Source organism: Ligilactobacillus sp. RTP31139st1_D10_RTP31139_211217, from assembly GCF_040226755.1.
Taxonomy (GTDB): Bacteria; Bacillota; Bacilli; order Lactobacillales; family Lactobacillaceae; genus Ligilactobacillus; species Ligilactobacillus animalis.
Map to the genome: position 1 here is coordinate 99,901 of NZ_JBCOAR010000004.1, position 26,069 is coordinate 125,969.

30 protein-coding genes, 1 tRNA gene and 3 pseudogenes are annotated in these 26,069 nt (G+C 38.2%); 31 read left to right on the forward strand and 3 right to left on the reverse strand.

All coding sequences use genetic code 11. The features are described 5' to 3' along the window. The 21 genes and pseudogenes from ABT996_RS03680 to ABT996_RS03780 all read left to right on the forward strand — a co-directional run bounded on the left by ABT996_RS03680 (position 1) and on the right by ABT996_RS03780 (position 15,535). Positions 1–1,968, forward strand: a complete 1,968-nt coding sequence (locus ABT996_RS03680) for a DUF262 domain-containing protein (protein ID WP_035447448.1) — start codon at positions 1–3, stop codon at positions 1,966–1,968. 384 nt (positions 1,969–2,352) lie between these two features. Continuing rightward, positions 2,353–2,580, forward strand: coding sequence for a hypothetical protein (locus ABT996_RS03685; RefSeq protein WP_035447445.1), 228 nt, complete (start codon positions 2,353–2,355; stop codon positions 2,578–2,580). A gap of 855 nt (positions 2,581–3,435) precedes the next feature. Then, positions 3,436–3,579, forward strand: coding sequence for a DNA methyltransferase (locus tag ABT996_RS03690; protein WP_316134472.1), 144 nt, complete (start codon positions 3,436–3,438; stop codon positions 3,577–3,579). 308 nt (positions 3,580–3,887) lie between these two features. Beyond that, on the forward strand, positions 3,888–4,637 hold the full coding sequence (locus ABT996_RS03695; RefSeq protein ID WP_035447442.1) for a Crp/Fnr family transcriptional regulator: 750 nt from the start codon (positions 3,888–3,890) through the stop codon (positions 4,635–4,637). A gap of 185 nt (positions 4,638–4,822) precedes the next feature. Then, positions 4,823–5,125, forward strand: a complete 303-nt coding sequence (locus ABT996_RS03700) for a hypothetical protein (protein ID WP_005917836.1) — start codon at positions 4,823–4,825, stop codon at positions 5,123–5,125. A gap of 50 nt (positions 5,126–5,175) precedes the next feature. Further along, positions 5,176–7,023 (forward strand): heavy metal translocating P-type ATPase, encoded by a 1,848-nt coding sequence (locus ABT996_RS03705; RefSeq protein ID WP_035447440.1) that lies wholly within the window; start codon positions 5,176–5,178, stop codon positions 7,021–7,023. Between the two features lie 62 nt (positions 7,024–7,085). Continuing rightward, on the forward strand, positions 7,086–7,319 hold the full coding sequence (locus ABT996_RS03710) for a heavy-metal-associated domain-containing protein (protein WP_016174972.1): 234 nt from the start codon (positions 7,086–7,088) through the stop codon (positions 7,317–7,319). A gap of 244 nt (positions 7,320–7,563) precedes the next feature. Beyond that, a complete protein-coding gene (locus ABT996_RS03715) occupies positions 7,564–7,839 on the forward strand; it encodes a helix-turn-helix transcriptional regulator (protein WP_052006330.1) in 276 nt (91 codons plus the stop codon). A 243-nt stretch (positions 7,840–8,082) separates the two neighbouring features. Then, positions 8,083–8,673, forward strand: a complete 591-nt coding sequence (locus ABT996_RS03720) for an ImmA/IrrE family metallo-endopeptidase (protein ID WP_052006328.1) — start codon at positions 8,083–8,085, stop codon at positions 8,671–8,673. A 300-nt stretch (positions 8,674–8,973) separates the two neighbouring features. Beyond that, positions 8,974–9,063: pseudogene (locus tag ABT996_RS03725) on the forward strand (MerR family DNA-binding transcriptional regulator); the annotation flags it as partial. Beyond that, positions 9,057–9,491, forward strand: a pseudogene (locus ABT996_RS03730) (RNA-guided endonuclease InsQ/TnpB family protein); the annotation flags it as partial. The pseudogenes ABT996_RS03725 and ABT996_RS03730, both read left to right, overlap by 7 nt. Positions 9,492–9,685: 194 nt before the next feature. Continuing rightward, on the forward strand, positions 9,686–10,471 hold the full coding sequence (locus tag ABT996_RS03735) for an ABC transporter ATP-binding protein (RefSeq protein ID WP_035447624.1): 786 nt from the start codon (positions 9,686–9,688) through the stop codon (positions 10,469–10,471). Positions 10,472–10,483: 12 nt separating this feature from the next. Continuing rightward, positions 10,484–11,401, forward strand: coding sequence for an iron-hydroxamate ABC transporter substrate-binding protein (locus tag ABT996_RS03740; RefSeq protein ID WP_035447438.1), 918 nt, complete (start codon positions 10,484–10,486; stop codon positions 11,399–11,401). Between the two features lie 9 nt (positions 11,402–11,410). Beyond that, a complete protein-coding gene (locus ABT996_RS03745) occupies positions 11,411–12,412 on the forward strand; it encodes a FecCD family ABC transporter permease (protein WP_035447437.1) in 1,002 nt (333 codons plus the stop codon). Beyond that, entirely contained in the window at positions 12,405–13,394 is a 990-nt protein-coding gene (locus ABT996_RS03750; RefSeq protein ID WP_035447435.1) for a FecCD family ABC transporter permease, read from the forward strand. The genes ABT996_RS03745 and ABT996_RS03750 overlap by 8 nt, the downstream gene beginning before the upstream one ends. Positions 13,395–13,408: 14 nt before the next feature. Beyond that, a complete protein-coding gene (msrB, locus tag ABT996_RS03755; protein WP_010689504.1) occupies positions 13,409–13,834 on the forward strand; it encodes a peptide-methionine (R)-S-oxide reductase MsrB in 426 nt (141 codons plus the stop codon). A 262-nt stretch (positions 13,835–14,096) separates the two neighbouring features. Continuing rightward, a complete protein-coding gene (locus ABT996_RS03760) occupies positions 14,097–14,357 on the forward strand; it encodes a hypothetical protein (protein ID WP_010689503.1) in 261 nt (86 codons plus the stop codon). Then, positions 14,341–14,628 carry a DUF4160 domain-containing protein gene (locus tag ABT996_RS03765; RefSeq protein ID WP_373878869.1) on the forward strand — a complete coding sequence of 96 codons (288 nt, stop codon included), beginning with the start codon at positions 14,341–14,343 and terminating at the stop codon, positions 14,626–14,628. The genes ABT996_RS03760 and ABT996_RS03765 overlap by 17 nt, the downstream gene beginning before the upstream one ends. A gap of 194 nt (positions 14,629–14,822) precedes the next feature. Continuing rightward, a pseudogene (locus tag ABT996_RS03770) lies at positions 14,823–14,948 on the forward strand (helix-turn-helix domain-containing protein); the annotation flags it as partial. 59 nt (positions 14,949–15,007) lie between these two features. Continuing rightward, positions 15,008–15,175: a M20 family metallopeptidase gene (locus tag ABT996_RS03775; RefSeq protein ID WP_143452063.1), complete on the forward strand. Its 168-nt coding sequence runs from the start codon at positions 15,008–15,010 to the stop codon at positions 15,173–15,175. A gap of 93 nt (positions 15,176–15,268) precedes the next feature. Further along, positions 15,269–15,535 (forward strand): hypothetical protein, encoded by a 267-nt coding sequence (locus ABT996_RS03780; RefSeq protein WP_005922582.1) that lies wholly within the window; start codon positions 15,269–15,271, stop codon positions 15,533–15,535. A gap of 815 nt (positions 15,536–16,350) precedes the next feature. Here ABT996_RS03780 and ABT996_RS03785 read toward each other — a convergent pair. Continuing rightward, positions 16,351–16,713, reverse strand: coding sequence for an iron chaperone (locus ABT996_RS03785; protein WP_035447434.1), 363 nt, complete (start codon positions 16,711–16,713; stop codon positions 16,351–16,353). 67 nt (positions 16,714–16,780) lie between these two features. On the opposite strand from ABT996_RS03785, the gene ABT996_RS03790 reads away from it, so the two are divergent. Next, complete coding sequence (locus ABT996_RS03790) at positions 16,781–17,206, forward strand: N-acetyltransferase (protein ID WP_035447429.1); 426 nt, start codon at positions 16,781–16,783, stop codon at positions 17,204–17,206. Positions 17,207–17,261: 55 nt separating this feature from the next. Here ABT996_RS03790 and ABT996_RS03795 read toward each other — a convergent pair whose 3' ends face one another. Continuing rightward, a complete protein-coding gene (locus ABT996_RS03795; protein ID WP_035447426.1) occupies positions 17,262–17,909 on the reverse strand; it encodes a nitroreductase in 648 nt (215 codons plus the stop codon). A 188-nt stretch (positions 17,910–18,097) separates the two neighbouring features. On the opposite strand from ABT996_RS03795, the gene asnA reads away from it, so the two are divergent. From asnA to ABT996_RS03815, 4 genes are all read left to right on the forward strand, one after another. Then, positions 18,098–19,105, forward strand: a complete 1,008-nt coding sequence (gene asnA, locus ABT996_RS03800) for an aspartate--ammonia ligase (protein ID WP_035447424.1) — start codon at positions 18,098–18,100, stop codon at positions 19,103–19,105. 59 nt (positions 19,106–19,164) lie between these two features. Next, on the forward strand, positions 19,165–20,001 hold the full coding sequence (locus tag ABT996_RS03805) for a DNA/RNA non-specific endonuclease (RefSeq protein ID WP_035447421.1): 837 nt from the start codon (positions 19,165–19,167) through the stop codon (positions 19,999–20,001). Between the two features lie 167 nt (positions 20,002–20,168). After that, entirely contained in the window at positions 20,169–21,044 is an 876-nt protein-coding gene (locus ABT996_RS03810) for a CPBP family intramembrane glutamic endopeptidase (RefSeq protein WP_035447418.1), read from the forward strand. 128 nt (positions 21,045–21,172) lie between these two features. Then, positions 21,173–21,847 carry an ABC transporter ATP-binding protein gene (locus ABT996_RS03815; RefSeq protein ID WP_103050400.1) on the forward strand — a complete coding sequence of 225 codons (675 nt, stop codon included), beginning with the start codon at positions 21,173–21,175 and terminating at the stop codon, positions 21,845–21,847. A gap of 77 nt (positions 21,848–21,924) precedes the next feature. On the opposite strand, the gene ABT996_RS03820 is transcribed toward ABT996_RS03815, so the two are convergent. Continuing rightward, positions 21,925–22,296, reverse strand: coding sequence for a DUF4828 domain-containing protein (locus ABT996_RS03820; RefSeq protein WP_035447416.1), 372 nt, complete (start codon positions 22,294–22,296; stop codon positions 21,925–21,927). Positions 22,297–22,517: 221 nt separating this feature from the next. On the opposite strand from ABT996_RS03820, the gene ABT996_RS03825 reads away from it, so the two are divergent. The 5 genes from ABT996_RS03825 (at position 22,518) to ABT996_RS03845 (ending at position 25,977) form a co-directional block, all read left to right on the forward strand. Beyond that, on the forward strand, positions 22,518–23,534 hold the full coding sequence (locus tag ABT996_RS03825) for a Gfo/Idh/MocA family protein (RefSeq protein ID WP_035447414.1): 1,017 nt from the start codon (positions 22,518–22,520) through the stop codon (positions 23,532–23,534). An 11-nt stretch (positions 23,535–23,545) separates the two neighbouring features. Continuing rightward, positions 23,546–24,802, forward strand: coding sequence for a DEAD/DEAH box helicase (locus ABT996_RS03830; protein ID WP_035447412.1), 1,257 nt, complete (start codon positions 23,546–23,548; stop codon positions 24,800–24,802). A gap of 65 nt (positions 24,803–24,867) precedes the next feature. Continuing rightward, a complete protein-coding gene (locus tag ABT996_RS03835) occupies positions 24,868–25,281 on the forward strand; it encodes a DUF3284 domain-containing protein (protein WP_035447410.1) in 414 nt (137 codons plus the stop codon). A gap of 68 nt (positions 25,282–25,349) precedes the next feature. Beyond that, positions 25,350–25,423, forward strand: a tRNA-Arg gene (locus ABT996_RS03840). Between the two features lie 122 nt (positions 25,424–25,545). Continuing rightward, positions 25,546–25,977, forward strand: coding sequence for a PH domain-containing protein (locus ABT996_RS03845; protein ID WP_035447407.1), 432 nt, complete (start codon positions 25,546–25,548; stop codon positions 25,975–25,977). The last annotated feature ends 92 nt before the right edge of the window (positions 25,978–26,069 follow it).

Below are 26,069 nucleotides of genomic sequence, written 5' to 3' on the forward strand. Positions count from 1 at the left end.
ATGAAGGCGGATAGTGTACGACTATTTGAATTTTTAGGAAGTTCGAAAACAATTTTTGAGATTCCGGTTTTTCAGAGAAATTATGAATGGGGAAAAGAGCAATGTGAGCAACTCTTTAATGATTTAATCAATGTAGCACAAAATAATATCGACCATTTTATTGGGGCGATTGTGTATGTTACAGAAACTGGGAATCAGATGAGTAGAATATACCGTATTATTGATGGCCAACAGCGACTTACGAGCTTGACATTACTACTTAAAGCCTTGGCTGATACGGATAAACAAAATAAGGCCGAAATTGAAGAGCAATACTTAACTAATAAATACTTGAATGATAATAACCATTTAAAACTAAAACCGGTAGAGCATGATTATGAGGCATTTAACTCAGTTATGAATGGAACTGTGGCTTTTAAAAAGCCATCCAAAGTTATTGAAAATTATATGTTATTTAAAAGGTTAGTTAAGAACTCAAACATTGAAAGTGCTAAATTATATGAAGCAATGAATCATTTCAATATGGTTTACATCGAGCTAAGTAGTAATAGTGAGGAGAATCCACAAGTTATTTTTGAAAGCTTGAATTCTACAGGGGTATCGCTTTTACCGTCTGATTTAGTACGAAATTTTCTTTTGATGAAGCTTGATTCACAAAAGCAGTCCGAACTTTATAAGAAGTACTGGATAAAGATTGAGCAAATGTTTGTTACATCGGTTTTTGCTGAATTTATACGTCATTACCTGGTCGTAAAGACCCATACGTCAGTTAAGAAAAATGAGGTTTATGAAAGCTATAAAGAATATTTTAATACTAGTAGATTAGATTCAGAGGATGCTTTGGCAGATTTGTTTAAGTTTGCTGGGTACTATAACCAACTACTACATTGCCAATCTGATGATGACCAATTCAATAAAACAATGGAGCACATTAATATGATGGATAGTAGAGTTTTATTCCCATATTTAATGTTATTGATGGAATTGGTAAGTTTAGATGTAATTAAACAAGAAAAAGCCAATAAGTTGGCACATATTTTAGAAGGATATTTATTCCGATTAAAGGTTTGTCAAATGCCAACAAATGGGTTAAATAAAATGGTGGTTTCGCTGTGTGATTTATCTAAATCGGATGGAAAATTGGAGAACAGACTACTACGTTTGTTGAAAGCTAAATTTCCTGATGATCGAAAAGTAGCTGATAGTCTAATGAAGGTCGACATTTACCATCAACGAAATCATCTTGCTAAGCTAGTATTGACTGTTTTAGAAGAAAATCGAACTAAAGAAACGATTAACTTTGATGATGCACAAGTTGAACATATTATGCCACAGAGATTGAATGCTGAATGGCGGTTGCAGGTTCCAAATGCTGAAAGAGTTAAGGAACAGTATGGTGGGACAATTGGTAATTTAACACTTACGAAATATAATCAAGAGATGAGTAATAAATCATACTCTGAAAAGATTGAATTCTATAATAATTCAAATATATCACTTACTCGTGAAGTAGCAACCATGTATGAACAATGGGGCAAAGATGCTATTATCGAACGGACTGGAAAACTTACTGAAGAATTACTAAAAATTTTCCCAATGCCAATGATGAAAGAAACTAGTGAAGAAGAAGTCACCGGTGAATATGCAATTGACCAAACCATTGATGTGACTGGTAAGAAACCTGTTGCAATTACCATTAGTGGCAAAGAATATCAGATTAATTCATGGCGTCAAATGTTGATTACTTTTTTAAATGATATTTGGAATAAAGATAGCTTGAATTTTGAACATGTTAAGAATAATGACCAAGTTGGGCGAATGTTATTTAATAGTGCTAGAAATCCAGAAAAATTAGATAATGGGATGATTATAGAGACTAATTTCTCTTCTATGGTTATAGTCGCTATAATTGCAAGGGTTTCTGAAATTTGTAATATAGCTGATCAGGTATCTTATACAATAAAGTAAAGATGTACTAAAGGACATTAAAGCATGATTTAGGTTACCGCATGGCTTATTATCAAAATACGCTAGGTGTTAACTCACTAAAGAGTGGAACTCCCTTTGCTAAAAAAATCATACTTACGTTATTTTTATCTGTGATTATGATCCATTCGGCTTAGATTTACCTAGATATGATATTGAATAAAACAAGACTTATCAATTACGGTAGAAACTGGTGAGCATAATATAGCCTTTAACGCTAGAGCTAAAAAATGGACTGGCATTTCTAAAGGTTTAAGGGCATTCTTAACTTACATTCATAACAACCGAGTAACCGATGAGTTTACGCAAGAATTGGACAATAGTGTTAAAGAACTGAAGAAAAATACAGAAAGGAAGGGAACCTATATGACTCTTGAAAGAGAACTAATCGAAAGATCCTACTATGCAAGACAAGAAGGTTTACAAGAAGGCGAGCTACAAAACGCAATAAAGAATGCTAAGCGAATAATAGAATTGTCTTTGCAACAAGGACTTGATGAAGATTATATTATCAACTTTGCCCATGAAGTAACTGATTTAAGTGTTGAAGAGCTTAAGAAAATCTACGATGAAACAGTTAGCGTAACATCCTGATAATTAGTTCTGTATTTATAAAAAGTGATGTAATTTTTATTGCATTGCTTTTTATTTATTATGGGATTTTTATCTAATTCGTTAAGAGTGAATAATTTAATTCTCCCCACACCCCAACCTTAAACATCAGCAAGTAAATCAATCTAAGAGTGAAAAAGCCAGTCATACCAAGGGGTTAAGAGATGTCTAATTGATAGTATCAGCTCGTGGCACGTTGAGACGGTTGTATTGATGTCAAGGGCTGATAAGTAAGACTGTAAAAAGGTAAGTAAATAAAGGCTTTCCGTGATTTGAGGTCTGGTTATAAACCGGAAGGATAATCACGGATTTTTGCTTTATGGGAAGATATCTAAGAGTGGTGAGTTAGAAAAGTTATCAGCCGATATATTTATTGAGTTGGTGAGTTGATAAGCTGCTTGGCAAAATAAAGGTGAGTTGACAATACGCATAATGAAAAGTAATTGGCTTCAGACTATTTTTAGCCTATAATCAGACTGGAAGATTGGAGGGGCTAATATGGGTAACGAATTAGTTTACTTAGACACATATATTTTGCAACAAGATATGAGAATACGTTTGCCAAAAACAATTCTACAAAATATGAGTGTAGAAAAAGGGGGAGACACATTTCGATATATATCTGAATAGGGAAGATCAATCACTTATTCTGAAACCAACTAAAAAGAGATCGATGAATGATACGGCTATTTAATGACACTAATTTTGAATATGTCGAATCTGAGGATTCTTTAACCATATTCAATGACTGTATATCGACATTAAAATCAATTAAGGATAAATCAGTAGATTTGATTTTTGCTGATCCACCTTATAATTTAGGGAAAGATTTTGGTAATGAAAGCGATTCATGGGGGTGAAAACGAATACCTAAATTGGTGTTACAGATGGATCGACGAATGCTTTAGAGTTTTAAAGGATAACGGTATTCTATTTAATGAATTCGACCCAGAACATGTCTTATATATCCATTATAATTAATGATATTGTATGGGTATATGATAGTTCTGGAGTTCAATCTAAGAAGAAATACGGTTCCCTATATGAGCCAATATTGATGGTCGCAAAAAGCGATAAAACAAAGCATACTTTTAATCATGAAGATATTTTAGTTGAAGCAAAAACCGGAGCTAAAAGGGGGGTTAATTGATTATAGGAAAAATCCACCCCAACCTTATAACACACAAAGAGTACCAGGAAATGTTTGGGAATTTCCTCGTGTTCGATATAAACATGAATATTTGGAAGAGATAAACAAGTCCACAAGAAGTTATGAAAGGAGTGGTTAAATGTCGAAAAAGGATTCCAAACAAGATATAAGAAAAAATGGGTGTAATACTTCCTCTCACACTCATCATCACAGAGATAAATCAGATTCACAAGCTTCATGTATCAGTGTCGTTCCGATCTTTAATCATTTAGAAGAAGAGCAGATGGATGAAATTATGAAAGTGATGAAGTCAATTTCATATAAAAAGGGTCAAATGGTTTATCGGGAGGGAGATACATCCAATGCCTTATATGTTGTAAGTAAGGGTAAAATTAGAATCTACCGTTTATCTGAGTCTGGAAAAGAACAATTATTGAGAATTTTAAATCCTGGAGATTTTACTGGAGAACTAGCTTTGTTTCGTGAATCGATCCATGAAGCGTATGCAGAAGCAATGAGCAATACCGATGTGTGTATGATTAGTAAAAATGATTTACAAGAATTTTTATTAAAGTACCCTACGATATCTTTGAAGTTCTTATCAGAACTTTCTAACCGATTGGAAACATTAGAAAAACAAACAACCAGATTCACTACAGAAAAAGTGGATGCTAGATTAGCGCTGTTTCTTGCAGAATGTATGGATGATGGTGAGGGTTCAATGGAAATTGAATTGCCAATGAATAGAAAGGATTTAGCTTCTTACTTAGGAACTACACCTGAAACGGTAAGTAGAAAGTTGGCTGATTTTGAGAATGAAGGTTATATAAAACAAAAAACAAGTAGAAAGATTGAGATTTTGAATTTAGATGGTTTGTTGTTAGTATAAATGATAGTCATAAAATGAAACATAAAACAGTTGGAGTCACTTCAAAACTTCAACTGTTTTATATTTTTAGGCAAAAAACGCAAATATTTACGCAAAAATGCATAAACTTGATTTAGGTCAATTTAATTTCTTTTAATCGCTTGTATGATGTAATCAAGTCAAAGATAAAAGAAAGAAGGAAAAACATGTCAAAACAAGTAAAATTTAATCAAGAAAAGGAAACTCATTTAAAACTATTGGCACAATATGTACCAGTTGTAGCACGAGTTCATGGCGGTAATCACCCGGAATCTCACCAAGTGCGTAAAGTATTTGATAGGCTTGTAAAAAAAGTAGAAGATGCAGGAGCGGGAAAACCTGACTTAGTAGATGAATTTGTAAAGTTGCGTGAAATTACAGATAATTATACAGTTCCAGATGATGTTTGTGAAAGCTATGAAGCAGTATATAACATGTTGGCAGAAATAGATAGAGCCTATGGATCATAAAATAAATCAATACTAGATTACTAAAAATTATAAGATGAAGGAGCATGAATATGCAAAAATTCATTTTAGAAAAGAAGAATCATATTACCATAGTAAGTGCAATTTTAATAATAATTGCATATGTTAGTAAATTAGGATTTAAAAACGAACCTATAGCCATATGGTCACTAATAATCGCCTCCGTTTTAGGAGTTATACCGATTGCTATCCAAGCGTATCAAGCATTGAAGGTCAAAGTTGTCAGTATCGATGTTTTAGTTACTATTGCAGTTATCGGAGCTTTTATAATCAAGAACTATGAAGAATCGGCAATCGTTACGTTCTTATTTCTATTTGGAGCTTATTTAGAACAAAGGACACTTAATAAAACACGTTCTGCAATAAAAGAATTAACTGAAATGGCGCCAGAAGTTGCTCTAAAGCAACTGAAAAATGGTGAGTTTGAAGAAGTCGAAATAGAAGAGGTTGATGTCGGTGATATTTTACTTGTTAAAACAGGTGCAAAAATTCCAGTTGATGGTACAGTGTTGACAGGAGAAGGGCACATTAATGAAGCAAGTATTACAGGTGAAGCAGTTCCAGTAAGCAAAAAGAAAGATTCAGGAGTATATGCTGGAACAATTTTAGAAAATGGCACACTGCAAATCACAGCTGACCGTGTAGGTGAAGACACTACTTTTGGTAAAATCATTGAGTTAGTGGAAGAAGCACAGGATTCAAAATCAGAGGCAGAACGCTTTATTGATAGATTCTCTAAATATTATACCCCTGCTGTTTTAGGTCTCTCTTTTATTGTAGGGCTCATTTCAAGGGATATTGAACTTGCAATCACGATATTAGTTTTAGGATGCCCAGGAGCATTGGTAATCGGTGTCCCTGTTTCAAATGTTGCAGGTATTGGTAATGGAGCACGTCATAGTGTTCTTCTAAAAGGCAGCGAGGTAATTAGTGATTTTAGCAGACTAGACACCATGGTATTTGACAAAACTGGAACATTAACAATAGGAAATCCTAAAGTAGCGGATAAAGAAATTTATGTAGATAATGTAGACGAAGTATTAGCTTATCTGTCAAGTGTTGAAAAGGAATCCGACCATCCATTAGCAAAAGCGGTTGTGGAATATATTGGAGATACAAAATCATATACCGTTGAAAAAACGGTGGTTGTCAAAGGCGGAGGAATTGTAGCTCATGTAGAAGGTCATAGAGTTGCGGTCGGGAATGTCGCATTGATGGAACAAGAAAATGTTCTTTTAAGTGAAAAAGTTCGAGGAGATATTGCCAGATTCGAGGAGAATGGAAATTCACTGGTTCTAACATCCGTTGATGGTGAATTAAAGGTATTGATAGGAATTCGTGATCAAATTCGTCCTGGTGTCAAAGAAGATCTTCAACAGCTGAAAAAACTTGGTGTTAAAAATCTAGTCGTTCTTTCAGGTGATAATCAAGGAACCGTGGATTTGGTGGCGCGTGAACTTGGACTCACCGAAGCCCACGGACACATGTTGCCGGAAGATAAATCAGCATATATTAAAGCACTGCAAGAAAGAGGTCAAATTGTTGCATTTGTTGGGGACGGAGTAAATGATAGTCCTTCACTAGCTCTAGCACAAATAGGAATTGCTATGGGAAGTGGAACAGATGTAGCCATTGAAACTTCAGATGTTGTTTTAATGAACTCTGATTTCAGCCGCTTGCCATATGCACTAGGTTTAACAAAAGCAACAGCTAATAATATGCTTCAAAATATAATTATTGCAGTAGGAGTTGTATTAGTCCTGCTTGCCAGCGTATTCTTTAGTGAATGGATGAATATGTCAATCGGTATGTTAGTACACGAAGCGAGTATATTAGTAGTGATTCTAAATGCTATGAGACTTCTTCGCTATAAATTATGAAAATAAAATTTTTAATCTAAATCAATTTAAAATAGATAAATATATCAAAGGAGAAATGAAATATGCAAAAAGCAACGATTCAATTAGAAACATTAACTTGTCCATCTTGTATGCAAAAAATAGAAAACGGTGTGAAATCCTTAGAAGGGGTAAATAAAGAGAGCGTAAAGGTACTATTTAATTCAAGCAAGGTAAGAGCAGAATTTGACGATGAAAAAGTATCGATAAAAGATATCGAAAATTCTATTGATAAATTAGGATATGAAGTACTAAAATCCCAAGTAAAAAAAATTTAAAGTGGCGAATCAGTTAAGTCTGTATAATAGTAGAAGTCGTTGAAGGATCATCTTTATAATTTTGTTGATAATGTACTTTAATACTTAGTTCCATTACCCTCTTGTTAGGATATGGGAATACTAATGTTGACGGTAGTAAATAAAATTAAGAAAGGAAAAACTATATAATTCTTTCTCAAATATATTCAAATGTAACAAGTTGAATATGTTTGATTACATTTTATATAGCAGGTCTCGAAACACTATGAATAATGTTGTCAGCAATGGAGCGCTGGTTGCTTTTCATCCGGGATATTATGTAAAACAATATTTAAGTTCTCAAGGAATAAAGCAAAGTGAGCTTGCTGATCGTTTAGGGACGAGTGAGAAGACGATCAGTAACTTGGTCAATGGCAAAATCGAGAAACTAAGTCCTGAACTGATTCGAGGATTGGCATTATCTTTTGGGACATCAGAGATCTTGTGGAAAAATTTAAATGAGCGATATTTAGCCGAACTAGATTTGATAAGGAAAGCCTAGCAACTTGAGGAGGATAAAAAAGTTTTCAAACAGATGAATTATTCCTTTTGGGTCAGGCATGGTTGGGTCAAGCAAACATCGAAAATAGAAGAAAGAATTGAAGAATTAAGACGCTATTTGAAAGTATCATCTTTGACGGTTTTGCAGAATAGTAATTTTTTGGTGCAATATAAGACGGCAGTGACAGAAGTACAAGAGAAAAATGTGATAAACGCAAATGCATGAATCCAAACAGCGATAAATATGGCTAATAGTACGGTAACTAAGCCTGTAAACTTAAAATATTTAAGTTCTAAGCTTGATTGTATCTGTAAAATGACATTAGAAGCTCCTGAAGATTTTTTACCAAAGTTACGTAATGTTTTTGAAGAATCAGGAATAGCCTTTGTTATGGTACCAAATTTGAAAAATTGTGGTATCAATGGTGCAGTAAAATGGCTGAGGGAATATAAAGTTTTATTAGCGTTGAGCGATAGGCGTAAGTATTCAGATGTATTTTGGTTTGCGTTATTCCACGAGATCAGGCATGTTTTTCAAAAGAAAAAAGCTCATATTATCGTTTCTGTTGATAAAGATATTGAGGTCAATAGCAAAATAAACATTGAGAATTTAGAGGCCGATGCTGATAAATTCGCACAGAATTTTTTGATCAAGCCTAAGGATTATGCAGAATTTATTAAAAGTAAGGATTTCTCACGTGCTGCGGTGGAAAAATTTGCTGAGGATATTAAAATTCAACCTGGAATTGTTGTTGGTAGACTACAAAGAGATGGATATATTGATTTTTCACATTTAAATTCTTTAAAGCAACGATATGAGATCGTTATAAATTAGGAAAATTAAAAGGTCAAGACATTATCTTGGTAAACGATCAGGAAATGGTATGGATAGCCTAGAAGTATATGATTTCTGATAGTATTTTGAGGGCCCCCGTAGTGAGGAGGGGCCCTATTTTTGTACAGTTTATAAAAACGCTTACTTTTATTTAGCGAATCATCTAAAATTTATGATATACTCTATTTGTTACGATAGAATCAGCGAAAGGAGTGGTTAACTATTACCAAAAACATAGAATAATGTAGAAAAATTTGTTATAACAAACCATGGAAAGAAGTAAAAATGTGGGTGGTTATTATGACAATGTTAAAACCGAAAGAAATGGCTGAACGTTTAGGTGTTACAGTCAGAACTTTGCAAATTTGGGATAGTAAAGGTGTGTTAAGACGATAGCCAAGTTGCAACGTGATTATCGCAAAGTAGCTAATATTCAACATGATATTATGCAGAAGTTTACAACTCAATTAGTTGAAGAATACGACAAGATCGTAATTGAAGACTTGGCGGTTAAAGAAATGCAGATGACTCATGTCGCTTCCAAAGGGCTACAACGTTCAATGTTTGGTTATTTCAGACAGATATTGAGCTATAAGTGCGATTGGAACGGTAAGAAACTTATCTTAGCTGATAAATATTATCCAAGTACGCAACGTTGTTCTAAATGCGGTCATATTAAGACTGGTGAAGAAAAAGTTGGGCTTAATGGCAACCTAAAATATGGAACTAAGCATAACGAATATATCTGTTATGAATGTGGAAATATTATGGATAGAGATGAAAATGCGGTTTACAATCTTTTGGCTTTAATTAATTAAAAAATACAGGGGTGGGCTACACCCTTAAACTGTAAGAGTTAGTCACTGTCATCACCCTCTCGTTAGGATATGGGAATACTAATGTTGACGGCAGTAAATAAAATTAGGAAAGGAAAAACTATATAATTCTTTCTAACAATGTAGAAGAATGTACTTAAACTTCTATATTGTTCTACATTTTATATAGCAGAAAGATCATCGAACTTAGTGCCAAGAATATTCAAGTAGCATACCAACAAAAAAATGTTATCTCGGATCTATCGATAGCATTTGAGCCAAACAAGATCACCACGATCATAGGAGCTAACGGGTGTGGGAAATCGACTTTGCTAAAGGCTTTGACGCGTTTATGGCCGGTCACAGAAGGTGAAGTTACTCTTGATGGCAGACCACTTTTGAGTTGGGATACAAAAGAGATCGCTAGAAGAATTGCTTTTTTACCGCAGTCACCTAAATTAACGACAGCAACAAAAGTCTACGATCTGGTGTCTTATGGTCGCTATCCCTATCAAAAAGGCTTTGGACGTTTGACTGCAGGCGATAAACAAAAGGTCGACTGGGCGTTAGAGCTTACCGCAACTGAGCATTTAAAAGATAATTTGGTCGAAGAATTGTCTGGTGGGCAGCGACAACGAGTTTTTATCGCAATGACACTGGTCCAAGACACCGACATTATCGTGCTTGATGAACCAACGACGTACCTCGATATGAATCATCAACTTGAGATCATGGAAATCTTACAAAAGTTAAGGCAAGAAGAAAATAAGACGATCATCATGGTCTTGCATGACCTCAACTTAGCAGCTCGTTTTTCGGATGAATTAGTCGCAATGAGTGCGGGAAAGATCGTCAAGCAAGGTGGGGTATCTGAGGTAATGACGCCAGAAGTCTTGCGTGAAGTCTTTAGAATAAATGCCCAGTTGATCTCAGATCCAACCAGTGGCCGACCACTCTTATTGAATTATCAGTTATGTAAATAAAAGGAGATTTCTATGAAAAAAGCACTTGTCTTATTTAGTTTATGTTTGACCTGTCTACTGTTAGTTGCTTGTGGTAAGGCTAACACGACCCAAAATGAAAAATTATCCAGCAAACCTAAGATCGAAGGCTTTCATTATTATGGTGCGATCCCAGAACGACCTAAGCGGATCGCAAGCCTTTCGTCGACGTACACAGGTTATTTGCTTAAATTAGGCTATGAACCAGTAGCTGTGACACCTTATGATGCTAAAAATCCAGTGTTAAAAGATAAGGTCAGCCAAGCCAAGGTCTTATCCAGTGAGGATCAAGAAGCCTTAGTGAATTTAAAACCTGATCTGATCGTGATCGACTCAAGTGATAAAAATGTCGATAAACTAGCTAAGATCGCTCCAACGATCGCGATCGATTATGGTAAGCAAGATTATCTAAATATTTTGACGAGTTTTGGCAAAGTATTCGATCAAGAAAAGCAAGCTAAAGATTGGATCAAGAACTGGAATGAGAAGACGGCTAAAGCAGGAAAAGAGCTCAAAGCTAAATTGGGTGAAGATGCGACATTTACAGTGATCGGTCTCTATGAAAAAGATATTGATCTTTTTGGCAATAATTGGGGCCGTGGTGGTGAAGTTATCTATCAAGCACTTGGCTTTAAAGCACCGCAAAAAGTTGTTGATGATGTATTTAAAGCTGGATATTTAGAAGTATCCCAGGAAGTTTTACCTAAATACATTGGTGATTATGCGATCGTTGCTGCTGAAGACGAAAAGACCGGCGCTTCACTCTATGAAAGTGATGTTTGGCGTTCGATCCCGGCAGTCCAGCGGGGCCATATCTTAAAAGTCAATGCGAATGCCTTTTATTTCAACGATCCACTGAGTTTGGAGTATGAATTAAAGACGATCGAAAATGGATTAAAAGCAATGGAATAGGGGAATAAGATGTCTTTTAGCAACAAAAAGTTTGCGGTTTATCTCATTATTATTTCACTGCTTTTCTTACTGGGACTTTACTGTGGTCTACGCTTCGGCGCTATTTCGTACAGTCAACAAGAACTGCTGACGACATTGTTACATCCGTTTAAAGAAACGGCCACGCAAGATATTTTGATCGATCTGCGTTTGCCCCGCGTTTTAGCAGCTGGGTTAGTTGGAGCTGCCATGGCCACGGCGGGGGCGATCATGCAAGGTTTGATGCGAAATGCGATCGCTGATCCAGGGCTTTTAGGGATCAATGCTGGAGCGGGATTAGCCTTAGCATTGGGCTATCTATTTTTTAAGAGTTTACATTACAGTATGATCTTGTTACTTTGTCTACTCGGGGCAACCGTTGCTGCGTTTTTAGTGTTAGTCTTATCGTATCAAGCCCGGATCGGATTTTCAGCGCTGTATCTTTTGTTAGCTGGTGCGATGGTCTCGGCCTTGTTCACCGCTTTAGGGCAGGGACTAGTCACGTATTTTAAACTTTCCCCGACGATCATCGGTTGGCAAGCAGGGGGCTTAGTGGGCGTCAATTGGGCGATGTTAAAGGTTATCGCACCGTTTATTTTGGTGGGATTGCTGTTAGCCTTTATCGGGGCTAAACAGCTAACGATCCTTAGCCTAGGACAGACTTTTTCGGTCGCCTTAGGTCAAAAAACAACGCGCTTTATGGTATTTTTCCTAGGTCTAGTCTTGATCTTATCTGGCGCCGCTGTTGCCTTAGTTGGAAGTTTATTTTTAGTGGGATTGATCATTCCGCATGTTGTCAAACAGTGGACGGGTCCAGTCTATCAAAAGATCTTACCGCTAACGGCTTTATTAGGAACAACTTTTATGATCTGGGCGGATCTACTCAGTCGCTTCATCGCGCCACCATATGAGACGCCATTGATCTCAGTTGTCAGTGTGACTTGTTTACCGTATTTTCTATGGATGATCCACAAGGGGGAATTTTATGACTAAAAAGAGATTTTTCCTCATTACTGGGAGTCTATTCATAGTTAGTGTCGTGTTGGCGTTGGCACTGGGGAATGCTAAGCTTGATCTCGTTGAACTCTGGGATGTTATGACAGGACAAGCGACTCCAGCGCAAGATTTCGTCCTCTTTGAACTGCGAATGCCACGTATTTTAGCGTGTCTGCTAGCGGGTGCTTCACTTGGCTTGAGCGGTTTATTACTCCAGACACTAACGCAAAATCCGCTGGCTGATTCAGGAACATTAGGGATCAACGCGGGTGCAGGTCTGCTGATCGCTTTTGCTTTGCGGTATTTACCCCAAGGATCCTATATGTCGCAGGTCTTACCGCTATTTGCAGTCATTGGTGGCTTACTTGTTAGCTGGTCGATCTATCAATTAGCCAAGAAGCAGCAAAGTACACTTGACCCGATCAAATTTATCATTACAGGCGTGACGCTTTCTGCGATCTTATCGACTAGTATCTTGCCCGTGGTCGGTCACGTTGAACAAGCTAAGTTGACCTATATGCTCGATTGGTTATCGGGTAAGATCATGGGCGATAATTGGACAAGTTTGAGCTTAGTGGCCCCCTTGTTATTGATCTTGTGGGGACTTATTTATTATCGCAGTCGGATCTTTGATTTGTTGACCTTGGCTGAAGAGTCAAGTTTGGCTTTAGGCTTAGATTTACGTAAAGCCAGGCGGGATCTTTTGATTTTAACTAGTTTATTGGTATCATTAACTGTGATCATAGCAGGAAATATTGTGTTTATTGGACTTTTAGCAGGCCATATGAGTCAGCTATTCGTTCCGGCTGGGCATCGGGTTCGGATCCCGGCAACTATGCTGTTAGGGGCACTGATACTTTTAGTGGCTGATACGCTGACACGAACATTTTTGATCGGAAATACTTTGCCGACAGGGATCGTGGTCTCAGTTATCGGTGCTCCGTATTTTCTTTTCTTGATGAAAAAAGCCCAACGTTAGAGAGGTGGTTTCTTATGGATAAAGCTGAACTTCGCCAAAAAATTGGGGACCTTGCTTATGAAGTGACCCAAAATGCTGCGACTGAACGAGCATTTACTGGCAAATATGATGATTTTTTTGAAAAAGGGATCTATGTTGACGTCGTGAGCGGACAACCCTTGTTTTCTTCCAGAGATAAATACGATTCTGGATGTGGTTGGCCTGCTTTTACACGTCCGATCGAACAAAAAAATTTGACGACTAAAGCTGACTATTCGCACTTTATGCACCGGACCGAAGTCAAGAGCAGCCAAGCTGATTCTCACTTAGGTCATGTTTTTAATGATGGACCAAAAGCTCAAGGTGGTTTGCGTTATTGTATCAATTCAGCCGCTTTGCGTTTTATCCCGTATACTGAAATGGAAAAAGAAGGCTATGGGCAATATTTAGATCAATTATAACGATGAAGGGGATGCAACTGGGCATCCTTTTTATTTTACATTCGTATTCAGGTCACCATGAAATATTGATTAGAGTAAGTCTGCCTTTACATTGAATGCGGTTAAATGGGATGATATAATTACGTTTGAAATATTGATCAAGAAATTTCACCTTTACGGGTGATTTATTTTAGAGTAGTAGGCTAGTTACCCATAAAATCGGAAAGGACTTTCTGTGGGATCCAGGAAGATTTTTAAAAATAATATTTTGGAGGTGCTAGAAATGTTATATCCATACGCTGAGTTTCCAGGTACGTTGATCGTAACTCATTCACAGGAAATGGAAGATGGCACAATACTTGTACACTTTGAGCAACCTTGTGACTGGGGATTTAAGGAAGCAAGATATGTTTTGCCAAGTAAAAACAACCTTTACAGTGAGGGGTTCACAGAAGCTGAGAAAAAGAATAACGAAAGAATACTTAACAATAATGCAAACTTAATTACTAAGTATGCTAAAATTGGTGGTGTTCCACTTGCCTAATGTATTGATATTCGGTAGTTATATATTATTCTTTTGGTCTAATGAGGGTAGTGAACCAGTGCATATTCATGTAGCTGTTAAGAGACCTAGTAGGGTTTCAGCTAAGTTTTGGATATTAGAAGATGGTAGTTGTAAGTTAGCCAATAATCATGCTGATATTCCAAAGAAGGATCTAAAAAGAATTTCTGAATTTATTCAGGGAAATATTGAAGATATTTTGAAAGCATGGAAAGATTTTTTTGTGGAAGAAGAAATAAGATACTATAAATAATATTTTTTGAGGATGCGACGGGGCATCCTTTTTATTTTGCATTGATATCTATAATTAATAGATAGTAGTTAATGAAAAATCATTGATGCAGCGCGAGTTATAGCTGATTTAAGCTAAAAAGCTCGTGCTTTTATTTTGAAAAAGAGTGTGTTATTGTTGAAAAAATTTCTCAGATATGCAAAGGGGGAAAAAGGATGCAAAAATTGGGGGAAGTTTTTCAAAGGTTTCGTAAAGCACGGGGCTTAAAGCTAAAAGATCTGGCCACAGCGGGCGTTTCGATCTCACAATTATCACGGTTTGAACATGGGGAGTCAATACTATGAATCCGCGTTATGAACCAACTAGTTGGCAAGTCTGGTACATTTCTTGATCGCATCTCATGGTATTCACAGGTACGATCTATTTGGGCTTTCTCAAGATGTACCTGTGTTTAGATGGTGTAGGCGTTGTCGGCGATGGCGCGCATACAGATAAGGAATTTGCTAAAGTCAGTTCAATGATCGAACGGGCTAGTTTGCTGGCTGAATTTATCAGAGCACAAGAGTAGGTGAAGTGATCTGTTGTGCAAAAGGCAAAAAAGTTGTGTTTGCCTAACACATCCTGTATATTTTTAAGTAAAGAAGGAAAAGGAGGTGCTGGGATGGACATGTTATTTATCGTTTTACACGTGCTCTTTGGCTTGGGTTCATTTGCAGGCTCATTGATGTTAGCAGTTGGCTTCAAAGATAAATTCAATGAACTCAACACATTGCAAAAATCTGGTATCTTATTGACGATCATCAGTTTGTTTGCAACGATCGCAGTTACGATGGTCTCTAAGGGCAATATGATCGCTGCAATTATTTTTATCGCATTAGGTGCCGTAGCTTGCGGTTACTTGGCATTTGCTAAGACAAAAGAGGCGTAATCATAATTGAATAACTAACTTTCCCTCTTGGCTCATTTGATCAGCAAGAGGGTTTTTGTTGGTCAAAAAGCTTGTCAAAAGGGATAAAGAGTGTATAATAGCGACACTAAAGTTCTTTGAAAACAAGATCATATCGAACTTAGTGCAGAGAAGTTGAACGCTTTGCTAAGATATCTCGGAGGTTAAGTCCTCGTAGTTTGCTAGTTGGGATACTGGCTAGTGGCTATCAAAGTGGTGGTGACATCATGGCGTTTTGTAAAAGCAAAAGAGGCTAAGAGGTATGCAAATGTAGCCCAGAATTAACGTACCGAACTTTTCCACACGATAATAGACGCTCAGTGAGAAGAAGCTAATATTGCTACTATTCAGGGATGAATATAGTTTACATTGGTAATATCCAACCAAGTGTGTTGCTGTGAATGTTAGAAATAACAGTATAAGAAAAGAAGCAGGTACATCGCTCAAGACGGCAGTTATCATACAAATATATGAAAATGCTGAATGTTCGGGTCGATGTTGGAAGTTGAAACACTTGCCACGGTCGAGTAATGCATAAGAAAGTAGTGAGTCGCTCTCACTGCTCAGCTCTTATGAAATGTTGACGGAACGAATTCGCAAGCTACAGGCGTAGAGAGAAATACTCCGATATGATCTTGTTTTGAGAGAACTTTAGTTAAAAGAGTGGGCGACCAGTGCTGTATGAACAACAAGGGACCTAGCATGATGTATGTGTGTGCATCGAGCTAGGTCCCTTGTTTGATAGTAGTATTAATGAGATTTACGGTATTTTTTTATTCGCCAACTTTACGTTTATCCTAAAAACTAGTAACGTTTTGTTTGTCTGCTAGCGTATAATTGATGAGCGCACGCAGTAAGTCGTATGGGATATCTTGGCCAAATTGGAGCTGGAAAGTCTTTTTACCATGTTTGAGCTTCAGGTCTTTGATCTGTGATAAAAAGTGCTCAAAAGTACGCATTTCAGGTGCCACAGTAAAATGCTTCGTGGCAACACTAAAGCCGATGATAAAAGTTCCATGATGGGTGAACATTGGCTGATTCCATTTGTATTCTGGCTTTAATTCAGGAAAGTCAGTCATTAACCAGTTGATAAAGTCGCCAAAGATCAAACGGTTATCTGGATCATCGATACGTTGTATATACTCAAGGATCTGTTCCATTGTTAAGTCCTCGCTTTTTTGTTGTGTGCAATTATTGTATCATGGTATGGAAGGGAATGGTTAGTTTATGATCAGAAAATTTAAAACCGATGATTTAGAACAAGTCATGGAGCTTTGGTTGGCGACAAATATTTCAGCCCATGATTTTATTCCGGCTAAATATTGGCAGGACAACTATGCATTAGTTAAAGAAATGCTGCCTCAAGCTGAGATCTGGGTCTATGAAGCGGGAAATGAGCTTCTAGGCTTTATCGGACTGCAAGCTGATCACATTGCTGGGATCTTTGTGGCTAGCAAGGCACAAGGCAAGGGGATCGGAAGCAAGTTGTTAGCTAAAGCCAAACAAGAAAGAGAGCAGTTGAGTTTAGCCGTCTATGCTAAAAATGAACGTGCGTTAAAATTCTATCGGCGCGCAGATTTTGCCGTGGTGAACGAACAGCTGGATGAGGCGACCAGTCAAGTAGAGTATCAGATGGAATGGAAAGCGAGATAATACGAACATAAAAAGTGATCAGGCCGTCTCTCGTAATGAGGTGGCCTGGTCACTTTTAATCTTTAAAGGTAGCGACTTGTTCTAAGGTCAGTTTATTAGGACTAAAGCTATTTAAGGGGTCAGTTGAAGCGTAGCCTAAAGCCACCCCAACGGCTAAAGTCTCACTGTCAGGGATCTCCATGATCTCTTTGACAAGAGTAGGGAATTTGACTAATTCGTAAGCCGTGATCGATGCAAGTCCTTGAGCGGTAGCACTTAGGACTAATTTTTGGGTAAAAGCCCCGATATCATGGACTGACCAAGGGGATAAATCTTTTGGAAGCGTGATATAGATGAGTGCTTGAGCATTGAAGAGCTCAGCTTGACTTTTACGAAAATCGACTTCACCAGGCTTGAAGCGTTGCTTGAATTCAGTCGTCCAAGCAGCCATATTTGCCTGTGAACGTTGATCCCACTTATCACGACTCAAGACCGGATATTCTGGTTGTCCAAGGTCGCCTTGTTTAACTGCTTCACGGTGCTTTTCTTTGATCAAAGCTAGAGTTTTTCCCGTAGCAACATAGACGCGCCAAGGTTGGGAATTGACCCAAGATGGTGTTGTTAGAGCATCTTGAATGATCTGCTCAAGCTGTGATCTAGGGATAAATTGGTCGGTAAAATCACGTGTCGAATGTCTTTTCTGAACGAGTGTGGTAAAATCCATCACGATCATCCTTTCATTTATAAACTACGGTAAGTATAACATTTTGGTGAAAACGCCACCATCAAAAACGTTTGGAAGGCCAAAAGTAGTTAAATTAAAAAATAAGGTACGAAATTCAAAAAATAAAGATTGCAATCTAATCATTTTAAGGTAAAATTAAACTAACTAATTGAGAAAGGATGACATTTATGGATCTTATTATTCCAAAAGATTATGATCCCAAGCTTGATGTCAAAAAGACACAAGAAGCGATTCGATATATTCGTGAGACCTTCCAAGATGAATTTGGCAAAGAGCTTGGCTTATCACGTGTTTCAGCACCAATGTATGTAGAAAAGAGTTCGGGGTTGAATGATAATTTGAATGGTTATGAAACACCTGTATCTTTTACGATGGAGAGTATCCCAAATGATACCATCGAAGTCGTCCATTCTTTAGCTAAATGGAAACGGATGGCCCTAAAGCAATACGGCTTCAAGCTACATGAAGGGCTATATACTAACATGAACGCGATCAGAAAAGATGAAGAGTTGGATAACTATCACTCAAGTTATGTCGATCAATGGGACTGGGAAAAGATCATTGCTAAAGATGAACGCAATGTTAAGACCCTTGAAGATACGGTCAGACGGATCTTCAAAGTGATCAAGCACATGGAAAATGAAGTCTGGTATAAATACCCTGAAGCAGTCAATAAATTACCTGACGACATCTTCTTTATCACAACTCAAGAATTAGAAGATATGTACCCAGAGCTCACGTCTGAAGAACGTGAAGACAAGATCTGCCAAGAACACGGCGCAGTCTTTTTAATGCAGATCGGTGGCACGTTAAAGAGTGGTCAAAAACATGATGGCCGTGCTCCTGACTATGATGATTGGAGCTTGAATGGTGATATCTTATTCTGGTATGAGCCACTCAACTGTCGGTTAGAGCTTTCAAGCATGGGGATCCGCGTTGACGAAGACTCGATGCTAGCCCAATTAGAGGCAGCAGATGCCCTTGATCGTAAGCAATTACCATACCATCAAATGGTTTTGAATAAGGAATTGCCATATACGATCGGTGGCGGGATCGGACAATCTCGTTTATGTATGTTGTTACTAGGTAAAGCGCATGTTGGTGAAGTTCAAGCAAGTATTTGGCCAAAGGAAATGATCGAAACTTGTCGCGCACATAATATCAACATTTTATAATAATCGAACAAACAGAGACCAATGGATGATTCTGTTGGTCTTTTTTTACGGAGGACATTATGAAGTTCAAAAAAATACTGACCGGATTTGCGGCAGCTTTGATGCTCAGTGGTGCGATCGGGGCACCGGTAACGGCCAAAGCAACTACTCACTATGGTGGCTGGCGTACACATCAAAAAAATAGCTCGAGTGGCTCGGGTGAACTAAAAAAGAGCACCCCATCACAACAATTAGCCCAAACAGTTTTGACACCTGATGTTGTTAAACAATTGGGCGGTGAGCAAAATCTCAAATGGAACAACAGTGGGGCTTTTATCGTTAATAACAACAAGGCAGATCTAAAAGCTAAGGTTTCTAGTGCACCTTATGCAACAAATGAAGTCGATAGCTTGAAACGTCCGACGGTGGCAAACGCCCTTTTGAATAGGACAACGCGTCAATACAAGAATCGCCACCAAACTAATAATGGTTCGACTAAATGGAAACCACAGGGCTTTAAGCAACTCACTAACTTAAGTGGCGCCTACAACCATGCTTATGATCGCGGTCACTTACTAGGGTATGCTTTAGTTGGAAATATTCGTGGTTTTGATGCGAGTGAGAGCAATCCTAAAAATATTGCGACTCAAACTGCTTGGGCTAATGAAGCTAATGCAAAGTATTCAACAGGCCAAAATTATTACGAAAGTCTTGTTCGAAAAGCCTTGGATCGTAATAAGACTGTCCGTTATCGTGTGACAAATATCTATAGTGGTAATAATTTAGTCCCAGCAGGAGCTCACTTGGAAGCCAAATCAAGTGATGGTTCGTTGGAATATAATGTTTTTATCCCTAATGTTCAAAAGGGCTTAAAGATCGACTATGCTACTGGTCATGCGACAAAAGTGAACAACTGATGGATAGATGTTCAGACTTGTGATACAAGGGCCGTACCATGATGTAAAACATCATGGTACGGCTTTTTATTATTCATACGGTGCTGACAGTATTATTTTATGCCCATTTTACTAGCTTTTACTTATTTTTTATGTTTTAATTTTTATGTAAAAAAGGATGTGAGTAGATGGATAAATTAAAACGGATCGGTAGGATTTTTTTATGGACACTTCTATTGATGATCCTATCATCGATTCCAATGGGGCTGATCATGCTTTTTACGGGCTTATTGATGGCTGCTTTTTCGGGTGATCTAGGAGATATTTTTTCACCACTAGCACTAGGCTTGGGCTTGATCGGTGAGATAATCGTTGTTTTCATCTTGAAACAAGAGTATAAAGGTGATCCAAAACAGTTACATCAGATCATGCCATTTGATAAAAAAGGCTCGTTTTTACGCTATGCTACGGGCTATGTCCTCGGAATAGCATTTTTTGCTTTGATCTGGGGGATCACGGTCTTAGGTAAGGCATTTAGTGTGAGTGTCATCTGGCAAAATTCCAATTGGGCAGTATTATTAGCCTTTTTGCTAGGCTTTGGGATGCAAGGGATGACCGAAGAAGTGATCTTTCGTGGCTATTTACAAGGAAGATTGGAAAAAGAAGTTTCACAACGTTGGGCGATCCTCATCTCGGCGTTGGCATTTGCCGTTGCTCACTTAGGTAATAGTGGGATCGGGATCAATGCGCTCGTTGGCTTGACACTCTTTGGAATCTTGATGAGCTTGTTTCGGACCTATACCGGCGATCTTTGGTTGGCCGGTGCGTTTCACAGTGCTTGGAACTTTGCCGAAGGACCGTTATTTGGTACCCCAGTTTCGGGGATCAATGGTACAAGTGTGGTCCTAGAGTCGCATCCGGTCTCAGGGTACGCGATGTTAAATGGTGGTACATTTGGGATCGAGTCCAGTTATTTGGTCTTTGTAGGCCTCTTTGTTTTAGTGATCCTGACCTATTATTTAGGCCAAAATTATGCTAAACCAAGCAATCGAATCAATAGTTAAACTAACAGTCGTCTAAGGGGCGACTGTTTTTTTGTGACAATTGTCATGAAATGTCATGACAGGTGGTTCTAGGGACAAGAGTAGTTTTCATTTAAAATGAAACTATCTTGAGTATGGAAGTGAGAGCAATGAAAAAAGTTATCGAAGTGGCTGGGCTAACTAAAACTTATACCAGAGAACCAGTCCTAAAGCAATTGAGTTTTTCAGTTGAGCGTGGAGAGATCGTAGCTCTTTTAGGAAAAAATGGTGCTGGCAAATCTACCTTGTTAAATATTTTACTACAGATGACCCCAAAGGATGACGGGAAAGTCGAGATCTTAGGGAGTAAGCAATTAAAAACCGAGAAGATCGGTGTCATGTTACAAAATGACTTTTCATTAGAAGGAGTAACGGTCAAAGAGATTATCGAACTTTGGCAAAGTTATTACCCTAATAGCAAAAATTATACCGAATTGTTACAGATCGCTGATCTAGCAGATAAACAACATACCTTTTTGGCCAAACTTTCTGGTGGTCAAAGAAGGCGGTTAAATTTTGCCTTATGCTTAGCCGGTGATCCTGAGTTGATCTTTTTAGATGAGCCAACAGTTGGGATGGATGTGGTAAGTCGGCAAAAATTTTGGCAACAGATCAAAAACCTGCAAGTATTAGGTAAGACCTTTTTGATCACAAGCCATTATTTAGAGGAATTACAGGAGATCGCGCAACGTTTTTTGATCTTAAAAGACGGAAAGCTGGCTTTTGCTGGAACTTTACAACAGTTGCAACAAGGTCATCAGATGGTTGGATCTAAAAAGCGGTGAGGCATAGTTAGCCTCACCGCCTTTTGTTTGCTTAAAATAAAAAGACTTCCTACGTCGAGAAAGTCCAACTATAAATGCTATAAACAAGGTGTGTCATGATCAAGCTCATCAACTAACTCATAGACACGGTTATCAGCTTCGTCATAGACGCTGATGGGTTTACTGTCAACGGCATCGATCCGCAAATGGTAGCCGTAACCATCCAAAAAAATCAGTTCTTTAGCGGTAAGGGTCTGGACCTGGCCCGCAAGTTCGCGGTGGTCGATCAAAATACGCAAGTCAGTTGTGATCTCAAGACAATGAGTTCGATTACTTAATTCATCGGTAAATTGCCAACTACCGGCATAGATCAGCGGTAGGGACACCTGTGGTTGCTTGCTTTTCTTGTTAAAATTGATCACGTTACTGAATAAAGTATGGCCTAAACTGATCAAGCCCTTGCGTTTCATTGCTTCAACCCCTCCAATTTTCTTATTGAGTATAATATACCACGATTTATACCGTAAAAATAGTAAAACACCAGCAATATTTGAAAATGAAACATAATAGAAATTTTGTCATACTTTTGGAATATTTTAACTTAAAAAATTGGGATAAATCAGCTCTTAGTACGCTAATGTTTCGAAGTCTGTTATAATAAATGCGAATGAAGAATTGAAAGGGGTTACTTATCATGAAACTCGGGATTATTGGTACTAATTGGATCACCAAACAATTTGTTGAGGCTGCAGAAATGACAGGTGAGTTTACTTTGACCAGCGTATATTCAAGGAAATTAGCCACAGCACAAAAATTTGGTGCAGATTTCAAAAATGTAACAGAATATTTTGATAATTTAAGTGAATTTTTTGAACAAGGCACTTTTGAGGTGGTCTACATTGCATCTCCCAATAATTTGCATTTTGAACAGACCCTTCAAGCCTTAAAAGCCAAGAAACATGTGATCGTTGAAAAGCCGATGTTCTCTAACCCAGCAGAACTCAAAGTCTTGCAGAAATACTTACATCATCATCCAGAACTTTATTGCTTTGAGGCAGCTAGACATTTTCACGAGCCAAATTTTCAAAGTGTCAAGCAAGCAGTCAAAGAGTTACCTGTGATCCAGGGGGCTGATCTGACCTATAAAAAATACTCCTCACGTTATGATCAATTTTTAGCGGGCGAAGAACCAAATGTCTTTTCACCTAAGTTTTCCGGTGGAGCTTTGCAAGATCTAGGTGTATACCTTGTCTATGATGCGATCAGTTGGTTTGGGATCCCAGAAGATGCCCACTATTATCCAGTAAAATTACGTAACGGGATCGATGGCTCTGGGACGGCTATTTTGAACTATCCGGGCTATGATGTGGTCTTAAATGTTGGTAAGACAGCTAATTCATATCTACCGGGTGAAATTTACGGTCTAAAAGAGACGATCGTGATGGATAATGCGGCTGAATTACAAAAAGTGGAATTGGTCGATGCCACAGGAAATGGTACAATGTTATCAGTGGATCCGGCTAAAAATCCAATGTTAGCTGAAGCAAAGGCTTTTGGAGAGGTTTTACGGGATACGGATTCACTGCAAAATAAGCAGTTACAGCAGGAGTGGTTAGCCGTAGCCGTTGAAGTAAATCATGTCTTGTATAAATTACGTCAAAGTGCAGGACTTGCTTTTCCGGCTGATGAGCATGAGGTTAACTACTGAGAAAGGTAAGTATGAATCCAAAATTTGAGAATTATTTTAAAGAACAAGGCTTTAAAGACCTAACACCGATCCAAGCGGGAGTCGCACCATTACTAGCGCGCGGTGAGAGTGTCTTAGGTTTAGCGCCAACCGGTTCGGGTAAGACTTTAGCCTACGCATTACCATTGTTAGAACAACTTTTGCCTAAGGATGGGACACAATTATTGATCTTAGCGCCATCGCAAGAATTGGCAGCACAGTTGACTAATGTGATCCGACCATGGGCTAAGTTACTTGAGCTTAATGTCTTATCTTTGATCGGGGGCGCAAACGTCAAACGCCAGATCGAAAAATTAAAAAAGCGACCTGAAGTTGTGATCGGTACTCCAGGGCGGTTATTGAACTTGATCAATGATAAAAAATTAAAATTGCATAAACTAGAAGCGATCGTGATCGATGAGGCCGATGAGTTGTTGGGTGAAGCTGAAACGTTAGCTGATTGTCGTGAGATCATTGCGCATGCGCCCGGTGAGGTGGCTGTTTCGTTCTTTTCAGCTACTAAAGCTCCGATCTTGGCAGAATTACATCGCTGGTTTGGGATCGAACCAACTGTGATCGATGTGTGCCAAGTCGATCATACCCAAGGTCAAGTGGACCACTATGTGTTAGAAGTTCCACAAAGAAAGCGCGTGGATGCTTTGCGCAGATTAGCGCAGTTAGATGAGTTTTGCGCCCTAGTCTTTTTCAAACAAACAGCAGAATTAAATTATGCATACGAAAAGTTAAAACATGCACATGTTAACGTTGCGCGTTTGAATAGTGAACAGCGTCAAGTTGAACGTGAACAAGCTTTACGCCAATTGCGCAAACGAGAAGTGGCTTTGTTATTGACCACCGATGTAGCGGCTAGAGGATTAGATATTCCAGGATTACCGGCTGTCGTGAACTATGATCTGCCTAAAAATGTCAATACGTATATTCACCGTGTTGGGCGGACAGGTCGTATGGGGGCTGATGGGACCGTCATTAATATCGGTAATGAACGCGATCTACGGATGTTTAAACAATTGGTCAAAGAAAAAGGCTATGAACTAGCTCCAGTTTACCTCTATCAACGGCAACTAGTTACTGATCAAACTGAGTTAGCTGAGTTGAAGAAACAAGCGCCTAGTCGTCCAGTTCGTAAAAAGGCGAATAAGCCAGTGGCACAAGCTGACTCCGCTAAGAAAAAGCGGAAAAAGAACCGCAAACGTGACCAAAAAAATAAAGGAAAACGTAAGAAAAGTTAGATAACTGGTGCAAAGCAGATAAAGTGATATACTGAGAGTAAAGCTAGCAGAAAGAGGAAGAGCAGATGGAAATTTCAATGAATTTGAATGTTTCAGCCGAATATTTATTTCAGCGTTTGTTGGATACGCTCCTGTATGATATCAAGCAAGAAACAGGACGTGACTTGACTGTGGCTGAGTTATCTGATCTAAGCTATGCAACTAAGTTAGATCATCAGACCAAAGCTCAACTCAAGGTCATCAAGTTGATCCCGGATCGCAGTTATCATTTACAGATCGAAACAGATCATTATGTGAAAAAAGAAGCTTATGAATTGACACCTTTAGCTAAAAATCAGGTCAAAGTCGATTATTATGAAGAGAGTTTGGCCAAAAAGCAGACTTCTAAATTACAAACTAAGATCGTTGTACCTTTAGCTAAGTGGATCAGACGGCATAATTTCATGAAATTACTAAAAGAGATCGAGGTCGGTTACTAGGATCATTGACTTTATAAGTGATTCTTCCTATAATAGAGTAGTCGTTTTTAACGACTATTCTATTTTTTGCGCTTGTAGCTCAGCAGGATAGAGCAACCGCCTCCTAAGCGGTAGGTCATCGGTTCAATTCCGATCAAGCGCATGATGTATCCTTATACTTTAGCCTTCTGAATGTACAAACACTTCAGAAGGCTTTTTAGTAGCTGATTTATCCAGGTTCCTTTAAAATCAAGATGTAAATGATTTTGTGAAAGGGTGAGTCAAATGTTTAAAAATTTAGTCCAAGGTGCCTTGGGAAACTACTCTGAAGTCAGTGTGCGTGAATTGACCCAAGAATATGGCGACTTCTTACTGACAGACGAAACGATCAGCAGTGGCTATAAACTGGTTCGCGATGCCTTGATCTTTACAAATTATCGGATGATTTTTGTTGATAAGCAGGGGGCGACGGGTAAAAAGACCGCTTACCACACGATCTATTTAGATGGGGTCGTTGATGTAACGATCGAGACAGCTGGGTTTGGGATCGATGATAGTGAGATCAAAGTGACTGTTTTGGAAAATGTTTATCAAAAGCCACATAAGGAAAATCTGACAACGATGAAATTTGAATTTCCTAAGCGAATCGATATTTTACCACTCTACCGTTACTTGTCCGAATTAGCCTTGGAAAATCGCCAACGGATAAATAAGTAAGGCTAAAGGCTGTAGGTAAAACTACAGCTTTTTTTGGTGCCTAAAAGAATAAGTGTAAACGTTTGTATCGATTAGCTAAAAGTGCTACGCTC

Coding starts and splice junctions, on each gene's coding strand:
- ABT996_RS03680 (WP_035447448.1), top strand. CDS start 1: ATGAAGGCGGATAGTGTACGACTATTTGAATTTTTAGGAAGTTCGAAA.
- ABT996_RS03685 (WP_035447445.1), top strand. CDS start 2,353: ATGACTCTTGAAAGAGAACTAATCGAAAGATCCTACTATGCAAGACAA.
- ABT996_RS03690 (WP_316134472.1), top strand. CDS start 3,436: ATGAAAGCGATTCATGGGGGTGAAAACGAATACCTAAATTGGTGTTAC.
- ABT996_RS03695 (WP_035447442.1), top strand. CDS start 3,888: ATGTCGAAAAAGGATTCCAAACAAGATATAAGAAAAAATGGGTGTAAT.
- ABT996_RS03700 (WP_005917836.1), top strand. CDS start 4,823: ATGTCAAAACAAGTAAAATTTAATCAAGAAAAGGAAACTCATTTAAAA.
- ABT996_RS03705 (WP_035447440.1), top strand. CDS start 5,176: ATGCAAAAATTCATTTTAGAAAAGAAGAATCATATTACCATAGTAAGT.
- ABT996_RS03710 (WP_016174972.1), top strand. CDS start 7,086: ATGCAAAAAGCAACGATTCAATTAGAAACATTAACTTGTCCATCTTGT.
- ABT996_RS03715 (WP_052006330.1), top strand. CDS start 7,564: ATGAATAATGTTGTCAGCAATGGAGCGCTGGTTGCTTTTCATCCGGGA.
- ABT996_RS03720 (WP_052006328.1), top strand. CDS start 8,083: ATGGCTAATAGTACGGTAACTAAGCCTGTAAACTTAAAATATTTAAGT.
- ABT996_RS03740 (WP_035447438.1), top strand. CDS start 10,484: ATGAAAAAAGCACTTGTCTTATTTAGTTTATGTTTGACCTGTCTACTG.
- ABT996_RS03745 (WP_035447437.1), top strand. CDS start 11,411: ATGTCTTTTAGCAACAAAAAGTTTGCGGTTTATCTCATTATTATTTCA.
- ABT996_RS03750 (WP_035447435.1), top strand. CDS start 12,405: ATGACTAAAAAGAGATTTTTCCTCATTACTGGGAGTCTATTCATAGTT.
- msrB (WP_010689504.1), top strand. CDS start 13,409: ATGGATAAAGCTGAACTTCGCCAAAAAATTGGGGACCTTGCTTATGAA.
- ABT996_RS03760 (WP_010689503.1), top strand. CDS start 14,097: ATGTTATATCCATACGCTGAGTTTCCAGGTACGTTGATCGTAACTCAT.
- ABT996_RS03775 (WP_143452063.1), top strand. CDS start 15,008: ATGGTATTCACAGGTACGATCTATTTGGGCTTTCTCAAGATGTACCTG.
- ABT996_RS03780 (WP_005922582.1), top strand. CDS start 15,269: ATGGACATGTTATTTATCGTTTTACACGTGCTCTTTGGCTTGGGTTCA.
- ABT996_RS03785 (WP_035447434.1), bottom strand. CDS start 16,713: ATGGAACAGATCCTTGAGTATATACAACGTATCGATGATCCAGATAAC.
- ABT996_RS03790 (WP_035447429.1), top strand. CDS start 16,781: ATGATCAGAAAATTTAAAACCGATGATTTAGAACAAGTCATGGAGCTT.
- ABT996_RS03795 (WP_035447426.1), bottom strand. CDS start 17,909: ATGGATTTTACCACACTCGTTCAGAAAAGACATTCGACACGTGATTTT.
- asnA (WP_035447424.1), top strand. CDS start 18,098: ATGGATCTTATTATTCCAAAAGATTATGATCCCAAGCTTGATGTCAAA.
- ABT996_RS03805 (WP_035447421.1), top strand. CDS start 19,165: ATGAAGTTCAAAAAAATACTGACCGGATTTGCGGCAGCTTTGATGCTC.
- ABT996_RS03810 (WP_035447418.1), top strand. CDS start 20,169: ATGGATAAATTAAAACGGATCGGTAGGATTTTTTTATGGACACTTCTA.
- ABT996_RS03815 (WP_103050400.1), top strand. CDS start 21,173: ATGAAAAAAGTTATCGAAGTGGCTGGGCTAACTAAAACTTATACCAGA.
- ABT996_RS03820 (WP_035447416.1), bottom strand. CDS start 22,296: ATGAAACGCAAGGGCTTGATCAGTTTAGGCCATACTTTATTCAGTAAC.
- ABT996_RS03830 (WP_035447412.1), top strand. CDS start 23,546: ATGAATCCAAAATTTGAGAATTATTTTAAAGAACAAGGCTTTAAAGAC.
- ABT996_RS03835 (WP_035447410.1), top strand. CDS start 24,868: ATGGAAATTTCAATGAATTTGAATGTTTCAGCCGAATATTTATTTCAG.
- ABT996_RS03845 (WP_035447407.1), top strand. CDS start 25,546: ATGTTTAAAAATTTAGTCCAAGGTGCCTTGGGAAACTACTCTGAAGTC.